Source organism: Enterobacter sp. IF2SW-B1 (genome assembly GCF_001743375.1).
GTDB classification, from domain to species: domain Bacteria; phylum Pseudomonadota; class Gammaproteobacteria; order Enterobacterales; family Enterobacteriaceae; genus Enterobacter; species Enterobacter bugandensis.
Genome location: NZ_MJAA01000007.1, coordinates 202,365 through 217,156, shown reverse-complemented (window position 1 = coordinate 217,156; position 14,792 = coordinate 202,365). Strand labels below are relative to the sequence as shown.

Below are 14,792 nucleotides of genomic sequence, written 5' to 3'. Positions count from 1 at the left end.
GCTTTATTACTTGGAAACGGTCAGACGAGCGCGGCCTTTAGCACGACGACGTGCCAGAACCTGACGACCATTTTTAGTAGCCATACGAGCACGGAAGCCGTGAGAACGGTTGCGCTTCAGTACAGACGGTTGAAAAGTGCGTTTCATGGCGATTTCTACCTAAACTTGAAAAAATTCATGACTTTTGCGGATGCCCGACCGAGTTTCGAATGACGGACGCCGAAGCCGTGGGTGATTAAAGAGGCCGGATTGTAATAATTGTACACTCCGGAGTCAATTCTCTTTCCTTATTTCCCGCGTATTTCCGCACGATTTCGCGTGGAAAATGAGCAACGGACGACGCAGGAAGATGAGCATCACGCGCCGGGTCGAGGATTATACGGCCTCGCCAACAAAGCGCAAGGATCGTCCCGGATCTTCGTTAGATCATTTAAGCAATAAATTGTCGCTGCTCATTAAATTTTCCAATATGCGGGCTAAATCGCGGGGCACTCGCCTCAGGATCGTTTACACTTACCCGGTTTCGGATCTTCCTGTGGATAAATCGGGAAGAATCTGTGAGAAACAGAAGATCTCTGGCTCAGTTTACGCTATGATCCGCGGTCCCGATCGGGATCCGAGGATCCTGGTCAGGATAAATTGCAGATAGCAATTCGCACGTCCCCCTTTACGCAGGGTCATGTCGATGTGCGCCAACAATCATGAATATTCAATAGTTTTCTTTTATTGTTCGAGTGGAGTCCGCCGTGTCACTTTCGCTTTGGCAGCAGTGTCTTGCCCGATTGCAGGATGAGTTACCAGCCACAGAATTCAGTATGTGGATCCGCCCGTTGCAGGCGGAGCTGAGCGATAACACGCTGGCTTTGTATGCGCCAAACCGTTTTGTGCTCGATTGGGTAAGAGACAAGTATCTTAATAACATCAATGGCCTGCTGAACGATTTTTGCGGGTCAGATGTCCCACAGCTGCGTTTTGAAGTGGGCACAAAGCCGGTCACCCAAACCGTTCGTGAAACCGTAAATGTAGCCGCGCCCGCTCAGGCTGTTCCGGCTCCGGCGCCTCGCGTTGCACCTGCTCGTCAGGGCTGGGATAACGTCCCTGCCCCCGCAGAGCCAACCTACCGCTCTAACGTTAACGTGAAACACACGTTCGATAACTTCGTTGAAGGTAAGTCGAACCAACTGGCGCGCGCGGCAGCCCGTCAGGTTGCCGATAACCCCGGCGGTGCTTACAACCCGCTGTTCCTGTATGGCGGCACGGGTCTCGGTAAAACCCACCTGCTGCATGCGGTGGGTAACGGCATTATGGCGCGCAAGCCCAACGCGAAAGTGGTGTATATGCACTCCGAGCGCTTCGTTCAGGACATGGTAAAAGCCCTGCAAAACAATGCGATCGAAGAGTTTAAACGCTACTACCGTTCCGTTGACGCGCTGCTGATCGATGACATCCAGTTCTTTGCCAATAAAGAACGATCGCAGGAAGAATTTTTCCACACCTTCAACGCCCTGCTGGAAGGTAATCAGCAGATCATTTTGACCTCGGATCGTTATCCTAAAGAGATCAACGGCGTTGAAGATCGTCTCAAATCCCGCTTCGGCTGGGGCCTCACCGTGGCGATCGAGCCACCGGAGCTGGAAACCCGCGTCGCGATCCTGATGAAGAAAGCCGATGAGAACGACATCCGCCTGCCGGGTGAAGTGGCGTTCTTCATCGCCAAGCGCCTGCGCTCCAACGTGCGTGAGCTGGAAGGGGCGCTGAACCGCGTTATCGCCAATGCCAACTTCACCGGTCGTGCGATCACCATCGATTTTGTGCGTGAAGCGCTGCGCGATTTGTTGGCATTGCAGGAAAAACTGGTCACCATCGACAATATTCAAAAGACGGTGGCTGAGTACTACAAGATCAAAGTGGCAGATTTACTGTCTAAACGTCGTTCCCGCTCGGTGGCGCGTCCGCGTCAGATGGCGATGGCGCTGGCAAAGGAGTTAACCAACCACAGTCTGCCGGAAATCGGCGATGCGTTTGGTGGCCGTGACCATACGACCGTGCTGCACGCCTGTCGCAAGATTGAGCAGTTACGCGAAGAAAGCCACGACATAAAAGAAGATTTTTCCAATCTAATCAGAACATTATCATCGTGACGCTATGAAATTTACCGTTGAACGTGAACATTTATTAAAACCGCTGCAACAGGTGAGTGGCCCATTAGGCGGCCGCCCAACGCTGCCTATTCTCGGAAACCTGCTGCTTCAGGTCGCGGACGGTACGCTGTCGCTGACCGGTACAGATCTGGAAATGGAAATGATCGCGCGCGTTACGTTGACGCAGCCGCACGACGCGGGCGCGACCACGGTTCCGGCACGTAAATTCTTTGATATTTGCCGCGGGTTGCCGGAAGGCGCTGAAATCGCCGTGCAGCTGGAGGGTGACCGCATGCTGGTGCGCTCTGGCCGCAGCCGTTTCTCGCTCTCCACGCTGCCCGCTGCGGACTTCCCGAACCTGGACGACTGGCAGAGTGAAGTTGAATTCACTCTTCCGCAGGCGACGATGAAGCGTCTGATTGAAGCCACGCAGTTCTCCATGGCGCATCAGGACGTTCGTTACTACTTAAACGGCATGCTGTTCGAAACCGAAGGTGAAGAGCTGCGTACCGTCGCCACCGACGGCCACCGTCTGGCGGTCTGTTCCATGCCGATTGGCGACTCGCTGCCGAATCATTCGGTGATCGTGCCGCGTAAAGGCGTGATTGAACTGATGCGTATGCTCGACGGCGGTGACACGCCGCTGCGGGTGCAGATTGGCAGCAATAACATCCGTGCCCACGTGGGCGATTTTGTCTTCACTTCGAAGCTGGTTGATGGCCGTTTCCCGGATTATCGCCGCGTATTGCCGAAGAACCCGGACAAAACGCTGGAAGCGGGCTGCGATAGCCTCAAGCAGGCGTTTGCCCGCGCGGCCATTCTCTCGAACGAGAAATTCCGCGGCGTGCGCCTGTACGTGAGTGAAAACCAGATCAAAATCACCGCCAACAACCCGGAGCAGGAAGAGGCAGAAGAGATTCTGGACGTCACCTACGCCGGGGCTGAGATGGAAATCGGCTTCAACGTCAGCTACGTGCTGGATGTGCTCAATGCACTGAAATGCGAGAATGTGCGCATTCTGCTGACCGACTCCGTTTCGAGCGTACAGATTGAAGATGCGGCCAGCCAAAGCGCGGCTTATGTTGTCATGCCAATGAGACTGTAATGTCGCTCACCCGTCTGTTGATCCGCGACTTTCGCAATATCGAAAGCGCGGATCTCGCATTATCCCCCGGCTTTAACTTTCTGGTTGGCGCGAACGGCAGCGGCAAAACCAGCGTGCTGGAAGCCATCTATACGCTCGGCCATGGCCGGGCGTTTCGCAGTTTGCAGATTGGTCGCGTCATTCGCCACGAGCAAGAATCCTTTGTTCTGCACGGGCGTTTGCAGGGCGCAGAGCGGGAAACCGCCATCGGCCTGACCAAAGACAAGCAGGGCGATAGCAAGGTGCGCATCGACGGCACCGACGGCCATAAGGTGGCGGAGCTGGCGCTGCTGATGCCAATGCAGCTGATTACGCCTGAGGGGTTTACTTTACTCAACGGCGGCCCCAAATACAGAAGAGCGTTCCTCGACTGGGGATGCTTTCACAATGAAGCCGGTTTCTTTAACGCCTGGAGCAACCTGAAGCGTCTGCTTAAACAGCGTAACGCCGCGTTGCGCCAGGTCACGCGCTACGCCCAGCTGCGTCCGTGGGACATGGAACTCATCCCTCTTGCGGAACAGATCAGCCGCTGGCGTGCCGAATACAGCGCGGGTATCGCCGAAGATATGGCTGACACCTGCAAACAGTTTTTACCCGAGTTCTCTCTCTCCTTCTCCTTCCAGCGTGGCTGGGAGAAAGAGACGGATTATGCCGAGGTGTTAGAGAGAAGCTTCGAGCGCGATCGGATGTTGACCTACACCGCGCACGGCCCGCACAAGGCGGATTTCCGCATTCGTGCCGACGGTGCGCCGGTGGAAGACACGCTGTCGCGCGGGCAGCTCAAGCTCCTGATGTGCGCGCTACGCCTGGCGCAGGGGGAGTTCCTCACCCGCGAGAGCGGACGACGCTGCCTGTACCTGATAGATGATTTTGCCTCGGAACTTGACGACGCGCGGCGCGGGCTGCTTGCCAGCCGCTTAAAAGCCACGCAGTCGCAGGTTTTCGTCAGCGCCATTAGCGCTGAACACGTTATGGACATGTCGGACGAAAATTCGAAGATGTTTACCGTGGAAAAGGGTAAAATAACGGATTAACCCAAGTTGAAATGAGCGAGAAACGTTGATGTCGAATTCTTATGACTCCTCCAGTATCAAAGTCCTGAAAGGGCTGGATGCGGTGCGTAAGCGCCCGGGTATGTATATCGGCGACACGGATGACGGCACCGGTCTGCACCACATGGTATTCGAGGTGGTAGATAACGCTATCGACGAAGCGCTCGCGGGTCACTGTAAAGACATCGTGGTCACCATCCATGCGGACAACTCCGTCTCCGTTACCGATGACGGCCGTGGCATCCCAACCGGTATTCACCCGGAAGAGGGCGTATCGGCTGCGGAAGTGATCATGACCGTACTGCACGCAGGCGGTAAGTTCGACGATAACTCCTATAAGGTTTCAGGCGGCCTGCACGGCGTAGGCGTTTCCGTAGTAAACGCCCTGTCGCAAAAGCTGGAGCTGGTTATTCAGCGCGAAGGCAAAATTCACCGTCAGATCTATCAGCACGGCGTGCCTGAAGCCCCGCTGGCCGTTACCGGTGATACCGATAAAACCGGTACCATGGTGCGTTTCTGGCCGAGCCTTGAAACCTTCACCAACGTCACTGAATTCGAGTACGACATCCTGGCGAAGCGCCTGCGTGAACTGTCGTTCCTGAACTCCGGCGTCTCTATTCGCCTGCGCGACAAACGCGACAATAAAGAAGACCACTTCCACTACGAAGGCGGTATCAAGGCGTTTGTTGAGTATCTGAACAAGAACAAAACGCCAATTCACCCAAATATCTTCTACTTCTCCACCGAAAAAGACGGTATCGGCGTGGAAGTGGCGCTGCAGTGGAACGACGGTTTCCAGGAAAATATCTACTGCTTTACCAACAACATTCCACAGCGCGACGGCGGTACTCACCTTGCGGGCTTCCGCGCGGCGATGACCCGTACCTTGAACGCCTACATGGACAAAGAAGGCTACAGCAAAAAAGCGAAAGTCAGCGCCACCGGTGATGACGCCCGTGAAGGCCTGATTGCCGTGGTCTCCGTGAAGGTGCCGGATCCGAAGTTCTCCTCACAGACCAAAGACAAGCTGGTTTCTTCTGAGGTGAAATCGGCGGTTGAGCAGCAGATGAACGAACTGCTGAGCGAATACCTGCTGGAAAACCCGAACGATGCGAAAATCGTGGTGGGCAAAATTATCGATGCGGCACGTGCCCGTGAAGCGGCGCGTAAAGCCCGTGAAATGACCCGTCGTAAAGGCGCGCTGGACCTGGCAGGCCTGCCGGGCAAGCTGGCTGACTGTCAGGAACGCGACCCGGCACTGTCTGAACTGTACCTCGTGGAAGGGGACTCCGCGGGCGGCTCTGCGAAGCAGGGCCGTAACCGTAAGAACCAGGCGATCCTGCCGCTGAAGGGTAAAATCCTCAACGTTGAGAAAGCGCGCTTCGATAAGATGCTCTCTTCTCAGGAAGTGGCGACGCTCATCACCGCGCTCGGCTGCGGCATTGGCCGCGACGAGTACAACCCGGACAAGCTGCGCTATCACAGCATCATCATCATGACCGATGCGGACGTCGACGGCTCGCACATCCGTACGCTGCTGTTGACCTTCTTCTATCGTCAGATGCCTGAAATCGTTGAGCGCGGCCACGTCTACATTGCGCAGCCGCCGCTGTACAAGGTGAAGAAAGGCAAGCAGGAACAGTACATTAAAGATGACGACGCGATGGATCAGTACCAAATCGCGATCGCCCTTGATGGCGCGACCCTGCATGCGAACTCCAGCGCGCCGGCACTGGCAGGCGAGCCGCTGGAGCGTCTGGTCTCCGAGTTCAACGCCACGCAGAAAATGATTGGCCGTATGGAACGCCGCTATCCAAAAGCGCTGCTGAAGGAGCTGGTCTATCAGCCAACCCTGACCGAAGCCGATCTGAGCAACGAGCAGGCCGTGACCCGCTGGGTGAATACCCTGGTGAGCGAGCTGAACGAGAAAGAGCAGCACGGCAGCCAGTGGAAGTTCGACGTTCAACAGAATGCGGCACAGCAGTTTGAGCCGATTGTTCGCGTGCGTACTCACGGCGTCGACACCGACTACCCGCTGGAGCACGAATTCGTGACCGGCCCGGAATACCGCCGTATCTGCACCCTCGGCGAGAAGCTGCGCGGCCTGATTGAAGACGATGCCTTCATCGAACGTGGCGAGCGTCGTCAGCCGGTAGCAAGCTTCGAGCAGGCGCTGGACTGGCTGGTGAAAGAATCCCGTCGCGGTCTGTCTATTCAGCGTTATAAAGGTCTGGGCGAAATGAACCCGGATCAGCTGTGGGAAACCACCATGGATCCGGAAAGCCGCCGCATGCTGCGCGTCACCGTTAAAGACGCGATTGCAGCGGATCAGCTGTTCACCACCCTGATGGGCGATGCGGTAGAACCACGTCGTGCGTTCATTGAAGAGAACGCACTGAAAGCGGCGAATATCGATATTTAACAGTCGCTATCCCGCATGAAAACTGGCCGCGCTTTTAGCGCGGCTTTTTTATGGGCGCAGGAATGTCCAGCGACATCGCCGCCGGTAAACGGCTCGCCAGCGCATCTATGGCCATTCTTACCCTCAGGGGCAGGTACGGCGTCTGTTGCCAGACGGCGTGGACGTCAAAATGGACATCCGGCGCCTGCTTAAAGAGCGGGACAAGCTTTCCCTGATGAATTTCTTTGATGGCCATCCAGCAGGGGAGCCAGGCAATGCCGTGCCCGGTCACCGCCGCGTCGCAGATGGCCTGCAAATCATCCATATTGAGTGATGACCGCGGCGTAAACGTGCGCGGCGTTCCGTCGCTGTCCATAAGCTGCCAGGATAGCACGCGGCCTGCGCGCAGATAGTTAATGGCCGCGTGCCGGGATAAATCATCCACAGCGTCTGGATGACCTCTTTTTTGCAGATAGTCGGGCGAGGCGCACAGGACCATGCGGTGTTCTCCCAGCTTTCTGGCCACCAGCACGCTGCTGTCCTGCAGCGTGCCGTTACGTACCGCCATATCGAAGCCTTCCTCGACCAGATCCACCACGCGGTCGCTGAACGACATTTCAAGCTCAAGCCCAGGGTGTTCCTGCGCCAGTTCAATCAGCAGCGGCGCGACGCACTGGCGTCCAAACAGCACCGGCATGGCAACACGAAGCCGACCGTTGATCTGATGTTTCCCCGTTTCCAGCAGGGATTCCGCGCTCCTGATCTCCTCCAGCGCGCGCAGGCAGCGCTCGTAGAACAGGGCGCCGTTATCGGTGAGCCGCTGGCTGCGGGTGGTGCGCTGAAACAGCCGCACTCCCAGACGTTCCTCAATTCGAGCAATGCTTTTACCCACCGCAGAGCGTGACAGGTGCAGGCGAACTGCGGCCTGTGCAAAGCTTCCTGCCTCCACGGCAGCGACAAAAACAGGAATATCTTTCAGCGTATCGGTCACGGTTTGTATCCATTCAGGCGTCAATGAAGAGAAAACTTATCGCCACTGGTGACGAGGAGTCAACGGTAGACTGTCATTACTGAAGCTTATCTGATGGCAGGAGAAAAAAATGACAGAGACAATGCAGCGCTGGTCAATGAACGCCCTCGGGCGCGAGAATCTCAAACTCATTCATGAATCGGTTCCACAGCCAGGCCCCGGTGAGGTTCGCGTACGGGTAAATGCCGTTGCGCTCAACTATCGCGATAAAATGGTCATCGAAGGCACGATGCCGATTCCGCTTTCCTTCCCGTTCACCCCGGCGTCTGACATGGCGGGCGTGGTGGACAGCGTAGGGGAAGGGGTCACGCGTTTCAAACCCGGCGCTCGCGTCATTTCAACCTTCTTCCCGGAGTGGATCGACGGCAAGCCGCAGGCAGACGCGCGTGATTTGCCCTACAAAACGTCCGGCGGCTATTTCCAGGGAATGCTGGCCGAATATGTGGTTGTAAATGAAAACGCGCTGGTAGCCTCTCCGGAAACTCTGAATGACGCAGAGGCCAGCACGTTACCCTGCGCAGGGCTTACCGCCTGGTTCGCGCTGGTGGAGCGGGGTCAGCTCCGCGCCGGGCAATCGGTGCTGGTACAGGGGACGGGCGGCGTGGCGATTTTCGCCCTGCAAATTGCAAAAGCGCACGGCGCAGAGGTTATTGTCACGTCCGGGAGCGATGAAAAGCTGGCGCTCGCCAAAAAACTGGGCGCCAGCCAGGGCGTTAACCGCCTGAAGAGTGACTGGGCTGAAGAGGCATTGGCGCTGACTCAGGATCGCGGCATCGACCATATTATCGAAACCGTAGGTGGGGAAAACCTGAAGCATTCCCTGCGCGCCGTTGCCGTTCATGGGCGTATCTCCGTCATTGGCGTGCTGGCCGGGACTGATATTTCGCTGCCTGCTGGCGAGCTGCTGCTGAAATCCCCCGTCATTCAGGGGATTGGCGTGGGACACCGCCGGGCGCTGGAGGATTTCGTCCGCGCTGTTGACGTCACGGGACTGAAGCCGGTGATTGAGCATCGCTACCGTTTTAACGAGCTTGAACAGGCCCTTGAACATCTGGATCGCGGCGCATTCGGTAAAATCGTTCTCACCCGCGAGTAAGTCGTCGTTCCCCGGGATAAGCGTAAAAGGGGTGTTTCTGTTGCGCAATGTAGCTCTATTTTTGTGTGCTTAATCGCGTTAGCATGAGGTAGCACTCATTTATCCCGGGGAACTCATGGCTATCAAACTCATTGCAATCGATATGGACGGCACGCTGCTGCTGCCAGACCACACTATCTCTCCTGCCGTTAAAAACGCGATCGCCGCCGCACGAGCGAAGGGCGTGAATGTGGTTCTGACCACGGGGCGTCCGTATGCGGGCGTACACAGCTACCTGAAAGAGCTGCACATGAATCAGCCGGGCGATTACTGCATCACCTATAACGGCGCGCTGGTGCAGAATGCCGTAGACGGCAGCACGGTTGCGCAAACTGCGCTGAGCTATGATGACTACCTGTTCCTCGAAAAACTGTCCCGTGAAGTGGGCTCCCACTTCCACGCGCTCGATCGCAATACGCTCTACACCGCCAACCGCGATATCAGCTACTACACGGTGCATGAATCCTACGTTGCGACCATTCCGCTGGTGTTCTGTGAAGCCGAGAAAATGGATCCGGCGACGCAGTTCCTGAAGGTGATGATGATTGACGAGCCGGAGATCCTGGATAAAGCCATCGCGCGCATTCCGGCAGAGGTAAAAGAGAAGTACACCGTGCTGAAAAGTGCGCCGTACTTCCTCGAAATCCTCGATAAACGCGTCAATAAGGGCACCGGCGTGAAATCACTTGCTGATGCGTTAGGGATTAAGCAGGAAGAAATCATGGCGCTCGGCGACCAGGAAAACGACATCGCGATGATTGAATTCGCGGGCGTTGGCGTGGCAATGGATAACGCCATTCCTTCGGTGAAAGAGGTGGCTGATTTCGTCACCAAATCCAACCTCGAAGACGGCGTTGCCTACGCGATCGAGAAGTTTGTGCTGCAGTAACGCTTATTTTCAATCATCAGCCCTGGTTATCAACCGGGGCTTTTTTTTGCCCTGTATTTATCGAATTGTTCTTTTTGTGATCTTGATTGTAGTACAACATTAACTGATTGTACTACATTGTCACCACGGCAAAGACGAATGACCTCACGTTTGTACTGCAAAAGTGAGGCGAAATTCAGCGGTCGCGGTAAAGTAGTGATGGACATACAGAGCACAAGGACTCTCCATGACTCTCAATAAAACCGATCGCATCGTTATTACGCTGGGCACCCAGATTGTGGGCGGTAAATACGTTCCCGGTTCGCCGCTCCCCGCAGAGGCTGAACTGTGCGAGGAGTTTGAAACCTCGCGCAACATCATCCGGGAGGTGTTCCGCTCGCTGATGGCGAAGCGGCTGATTGAAATGAAGCGCTATCGCGGCGCGTTTGTTGCTCCGCGCAACCAGTGGAACTACCTCGATACCGACGTGCTGCAGTGGGTGCTGGAAAACGACTACGACCCGCGGCTTATCGGCGCGATGAGTGAAGTTCGAAACCTGGTGGAGCCGGCAATTGCGCGCTGGGCGGCGGAACGCGCGACCTCCGGTGATTTGGCCCAGATTGAATCGGCTTTAAACGACATGATCGCCAATAACCAGAACCGGGAGGCGTTCAACGAGGCGGACATTCGCTACCACGAAGCGGTGCTGCAGTCGGTGCATAACCCGGTATTACAGCAGCTTAGCGTGGCGATCAGCTCGCTACAACGAGCGGTATTTGAACGTACCTGGATGGGTGATGAGGCCAATATGCCAAAAACGCTCCAGGAACATAAAGCGCTGTTCGATGCGATACGGCATCAGGACGGCGATGCGGCAGAGCAGGCGGCGCTTACCATGATTGCCAGCTCGACACGAAGGCTGAAGGAAATCACATGACATCTCGCTACATCGCAATTGACTGGGGATCGACCAATCTGCGCGCCTGGCTTTATCAGGGCGAGCAGTGCCTGGAGAGCAGGCAATCAGAAGCAGGCGTGACGCGCCTGAACGGTAAATCCCCCGAGGCGGTGTTAGCAGAGGTCACACAAAGCTGGCGCGACAGCGCCACGCCGGTGGTAATGGCGGGAATGGTGGGCAGTAATGTAGGCTGGAAAATTGCACCTTATCTGCCGGTTCCCGCCCATTTCTCCGCTATTTGCGAGCAGTTAACGTCCGTTGGCGACAATATCTGGATTATTCCCGGTTTGAGCGTCTCTCGCGACGATAACCACAACGTGATGCGCGGCGAAGAGACGCAGCTGCTTGGCGCGCGCGCTCTCTCTCCTTCTTCTGTCTACGTCATGCCCGGCACGCACTGTAAGTGGGTCCAGGCTGACGCTGAGCAAATCCACGATTTTCGCACCGTAATGACCGGCGAGCTGCACCATTTGCTGCTCAACCATTCGCTGGTCGGGGCCGGTTTACCTGAGCAGGAATCCTCGTCAGAGGCGTTTGCCGCCGGGCTTGAACGTGGGATCGCCTCCCCTGATGTGTTGCCGCAGCTTTTTGAGGTTCGCGCCTCGCACGTGCTGGGACTTCTCCCGCGCGAGCAGGTCAGCGAGTTTCTCTCCGGCCTGCTGATTGGCGCAGAGGTCGCCAGCATGCGTGAGTTCATCGCGCACGAACAGGCCATTACGATTGTCGCAGGCGCATCGCTAACGTCGCGCTACGAACAGGCATTTCGCGCCGTTGGGCGTGATGTTTCGACGGTATCCGGCGACACGGCATTTCAGGCAGGAATAAGGAGCATCGCTCATGCAGTGGCAAACTGATCTTCCCCTTATCGCGATTTTACGCGGTATCACGCCCGATGAGGCGTTAGACCACGTCGGCGCGGTTATCGACGCCGGATTCGACGCGGTAGAAATCCCGCTCAACTCGCCCGACTGGGAAAAAAGCATTCCGGCCGTGGTGGAGGTTTTCGGCGATAAGGCGCTGATTGGCGCAGGCACCGTGTTACAGCCTGAGCAGGTCGATCGGCTGGCAAAGATGGGCTGCAGGCTTATCGTCACGCCCAATATTCAGCCTGAGGTGATCCGCCGCGCGGTGGGTTACGGCATGACAGTCTGCCCGGGCTGCGCCACCGCCACGGAAGCCTTTACTGCCCTTGATGCGGGAGCGCAGTCGCTCAAAATTTTCCCGTCATCGGCTTTTGGACCGGACTACATCAAGGCGTTGAAAGCGGTATTGCCCGCCAGCGTACCGGTCTTTGCCGTGGGCGGCGTAACGCCAGAAAACCTGGGCCAGTGGATGAGCGCTGGCTGTGTGGGCGCAGGGTTGGGTAGCGATCTTTATCGTGCCGGACAGTCCGTGGAACGTACCGCACAGCAGGCGGCAGCATTTGTGAAAGCGTATCGAGAGGCAGTGAAATGAAAATAACCAAACTCACCACGTACCGTTTACCCCCGCGCTGGATGTTCCTGAAAATCGAAACCGATGAAGGGGTTGTAGGCTGGGGCGAACCGGTGATTGAAGGGCGCGCGCGCACCGTTGAAGCGGCAGTACACGAGCTGGGCGAATACCTGATTGGTCAGGATCCGGCGCGCATTAACGACCTGTGGCAGGTGATGTACCGCGCGGGCTTCTACCGCGGTGGTCCGATCCTGATGAGCGCCATCGCCGGTATCGACCAGGCGCTGTGGGATATCAAAGGTAAAGTGCTTAACGCACCGGTCTGGCAGCTTATGGGCGGCCTGGTGCGCGACAAAATCAAAGCCTACAGCTGGGTAGGCGGCGACCGCCCTGCGGAAGTGATCGACGGCATCACGCAGTTGCGCAATATCGGCTTTGACACCTTCAAGCTCAACGGCTGCGAAGAGATGGGCGTTATCGACAATTCGCGTGCGGTAGACCGGGCGGTTAATACCGTGGCGCAAATTCGTGAAGCCTTCGGCAACGAGATTGAGTTTGGCCTGGATTTCCACGGCCGCGTCAGCGCGCCGATGGCCAAAGTGCTGATTAAAGAGCTGGAGCCGTATCGCCCGCTGTTTATCGAAGAGCCGGTGCTGGCCGAGCAGGCGGAGTACTATCCGAAGCTGGCTGAACAGACCCACATTCCTATCGCGGCGGGTGAACGTATGTTCTCGCGCTTCGAGTTTAAACGCGTACTTGAAGCGGGCGGCATAGCGATCCTACAGCCGGACCTTTCTCATGCGGGCGGCATCACCGAATGCTACAAAATTGCCGGGATGGCAGAAGCTTACGATGTGGCGCTGGCACCGCACTGCCCGCTCGGCCCAATCGCGCTGGCGGCCTGCCTGCACGTCGACTTCGTCTCCCGCAATGCGGTGTTCCAGGAACAGAGCATGGGGATTCACTATAACAAGGGCGCGGAACTGCTCGATTTTGTGAAAAATAAAGAAGACTTCTGCATGGAAGGCGGTTTCTTTAAACCGCTTACGAAGCCGGGCCTTGGCGTGGAAATTGACGAAGCTAAAGTCATTGAGCTGAGTAAGAATGCGCCGGACTGGCGAAACCCGCTGTGGCGTCATGAGGACGGCAGCGTAGCGGAATGGTAATCGCCATCCCGTAGACCCGGTAAGCCTCCGGGCAAAAATCATACATACAAAAATATAACCCTCTGTAAATTACAGGGCATGGTGAGCGGCTTCGCTATGCCCAAAATCTGGAGACAGATTGCGATGGATATTCCAGTTACCGCTACAAAAATCGGGCGTCGCCGCTACCTGACGCTGATGATGATCTTTATTACCGTGGTCATTTGCTATGTCGACCGCGCCAACCTTGCCGTGGCATCGGCCCATATTCAGGAAGAGTTTGGCATCACCAAAGCGGAAATGGGCTACGTCTTCTCGGCGTTTGCCTGGTTGTATACCTTATGCCAGATCCCCGGCGGCTGGTTTCTTGACCGCGTGGGTTCACGTCTGACCTACTTTATCGCCATATTAGGCTGGTCCGTGGCGACCCTATTCCAGGGCTTCGCCACCGGGCTGATTTCGCTGATTGGCCTGCGTGCCATCACCGGGGTTTTCGAAGCGCCCGCGTTTCCGACCAACAACCGTATGGTGACCAGCTGGTTCCCGGAACACGAGCGCGCGTCCGCCGTTGGTTTTTACACCTCTGGCCAGTTTGTCGGCCTGGCGTTCCTGACGCCGCTGCTGATCTGGATCCAGGAGCTGCTGAGCTGGCACTGGGTGTTCATCGTCACCGGCGGGATTGGCATTATCTGGTCGCTAATCTGGTTCAAGGTCTACCAGCCGCCGCGTCTGACCAAAAGTATCACCAGGGCCGAGCTGGACTACATCCGCGACGGTGGCGGTCTGGTGGATGGTGATGCGCCGGTGAAAAAAGAGGTGCGCCAGCCGCTGACCAAAGCGGACTGGAAGCTGGTCTTCCACCGTAAGCTGGTGGGCGTTTATCTGGGTCAGTTCGCGGTTACTTCTACGCTGTGGTTCTTCCTCACCTGGTTCCCGAACTACCTGACCCAGGAAAAGGGGATCGCGGCGCTAAAGGCGGGCTTTATGACCACTGTGCCGTTCCTCGCCGCATTTTTCGGCGTGCTGCTCTCCGGCTGGCTGGCCGATAAGCTGGTGAAAAAAGGGTACTCGCTGGGCGTGGCGCGTAAAACGCCGATTATCTGCGGCTTGCTGATCTCAACCTGCATCATGGGTGCCAACTACACCAACGATCCGGTGTGGATTATGGCCCTGATGGCGGTGGCGTTCTTTGGTAACGGTTTCGCCTCTATCACCTGGTCGCTGGTGTCGTCCCTTGCGCCGATGCGGCTGATTGGCCTGACCGGCGGTGTGTTCAACTTTGTCGGCGGACTGGGCGGGATCACCGTACCGCTGGTCATCGGCTACCTGGCGCAGGACTACGGCTTCGGCCCGGCGCTGGTCTACATCTCTGCCGTGGCGCTGATCGGGGCACTCTCCTACATCCTGCTGGTGGGCGATGTGAAACGAGTAGGCTAATCCCTGCGGATGTTTTACCCTGATGCACTCACCGTGCATCAGGGTAT

The 14,792-nt window shown here is 56.7% G+C and carries 13 protein-coding genes; 11 read left to right on the top strand and 2 right to left on the bottom strand.

Going from position 1 to position 14,792, the window contains the following annotated elements; all coding sequences use genetic code 11:
• Nucleotides 1-6: 6 nt before the first annotated feature.
• Nucleotides 7-147, bottom strand: a complete 141-nt coding sequence (rpmH, locus tag A6013_RS15720; protein ID WP_000831330.1) for a 50S ribosomal protein L34 — start codon at nucleotides 145-147, stop codon at nucleotides 7-9.
• 599 nt (nucleotides 148-746) lie between these two features.
• Here rpmH and dnaA point away from each other — a divergent pair.
• Genes dnaA through gyrB form a run of 4 tightly spaced genes read left to right on the top strand, consistent with a single transcriptional unit; the run spans nucleotide 747 to nucleotide 6,759 of the window.
• Nucleotides 747-2,141 carry a chromosomal replication initiator protein DnaA gene (gene dnaA / locus A6013_RS15715; protein ID WP_032644944.1) on the top strand — a complete coding sequence of 465 codons (1,395 nt, stop codon included), beginning with the start codon at nucleotides 747-749 and terminating at the stop codon, nucleotides 2,139-2,141.
• Between the two features lie 4 nt (nucleotides 2,142-2,145).
• Entirely contained in the window at nucleotides 2,146-3,246 is a 1,101-nt protein-coding gene (gene dnaN, locus A6013_RS15710) for a DNA polymerase III subunit beta (RefSeq protein ID WP_008500170.1), read from the top strand.
• Nucleotides 3,246-4,319, top strand: a complete 1,074-nt coding sequence (recF, locus tag A6013_RS15705; RefSeq protein WP_069733401.1) for a DNA replication/repair protein RecF — start codon at nucleotides 3,246-3,248, stop codon at nucleotides 4,317-4,319. Before dnaN ends, recF begins: the two co-directional genes overlap by 1 nt.
• Nucleotides 4,320-4,347: 28 nt before the next feature.
• A complete protein-coding gene (gene gyrB / locus A6013_RS15700) occupies nucleotides 4,348-6,759 on the top strand; it encodes a DNA topoisomerase (ATP-hydrolyzing) subunit B (RefSeq protein ID WP_028014934.1) in 2,412 nt (803 codons plus the stop codon).
• Nucleotides 6,760-6,793: 34 nt separating this feature from the next.
• On the opposite strand, the gene A6013_RS15695 is transcribed toward gyrB, so the two are convergent.
• The gene (locus A6013_RS15695; RefSeq protein ID WP_069733400.1) at nucleotides 6,794-7,729 is read right to left on the bottom strand and encodes a LysR family transcriptional regulator; all 936 of its coding nucleotides are present in this window, start codon (nucleotides 7,727-7,729) and stop codon (nucleotides 6,794-6,796) included.
• A 109-nt stretch (nucleotides 7,730-7,838) separates the two neighbouring features.
• Here A6013_RS15695 and A6013_RS15690 point away from each other — a divergent pair, with 109 nt between their 5' ends.
• From A6013_RS15690 to A6013_RS15660, 7 genes are all read left to right on the top strand, one after another.
• Nucleotides 7,839-8,864 (top strand): NAD(P)-dependent alcohol dehydrogenase, encoded by a 1,026-nt coding sequence (locus A6013_RS15690; RefSeq protein ID WP_028014936.1) that lies wholly within the window; start codon nucleotides 7,839-7,841, stop codon nucleotides 8,862-8,864.
• 115 nt (nucleotides 8,865-8,979) lie between these two features.
• Entirely contained in the window at nucleotides 8,980-9,792 is an 813-nt protein-coding gene (gene yidA, locus A6013_RS15685) for a sugar-phosphatase (RefSeq protein ID WP_069733399.1), read from the top strand.
• 226 nt (nucleotides 9,793-10,018) lie between these two features.
• The gene (dgoR, locus tag A6013_RS15680) at nucleotides 10,019-10,708 is read left to right on the top strand and encodes a D-galactonate utilization transcriptional regulator DgoR (protein ID WP_003861109.1); all 690 of its coding nucleotides are present in this window, start codon (nucleotides 10,019-10,021) and stop codon (nucleotides 10,706-10,708) included.
• Nucleotides 10,705-11,583 (top strand): 2-dehydro-3-deoxygalactonokinase, encoded by an 879-nt coding sequence (locus A6013_RS15675; protein WP_069733398.1) that lies wholly within the window; start codon nucleotides 10,705-10,707, stop codon nucleotides 11,581-11,583. Before dgoR ends, A6013_RS15675 begins: the two co-directional genes overlap by 4 nt.
• Complete coding sequence (locus A6013_RS15670; RefSeq protein WP_041911729.1) at nucleotides 11,567-12,184, top strand: 2-dehydro-3-deoxy-6-phosphogalactonate aldolase; 618 nt, start codon at nucleotides 11,567-11,569, stop codon at nucleotides 12,182-12,184. The genes A6013_RS15675 and A6013_RS15670 overlap by 17 nt, the downstream gene beginning before the upstream one ends.
• Nucleotides 12,181-13,329, top strand: a complete 1,149-nt coding sequence (gene dgoD, locus A6013_RS15665) for a galactonate dehydratase (protein WP_028014940.1) — start codon at nucleotides 12,181-12,183, stop codon at nucleotides 13,327-13,329. Before A6013_RS15670 ends, dgoD begins: the two co-directional genes overlap by 4 nt.
• 78 nt (nucleotides 13,330-13,407) lie before the next feature.
• A complete protein-coding gene (locus A6013_RS15660) occupies nucleotides 13,408-14,745 on the top strand; it encodes an MFS transporter (RefSeq protein WP_080351169.1) in 1,338 nt (445 codons plus the stop codon).
• Nucleotides 14,746-14,792: the final 47 nt, after the last annotated feature.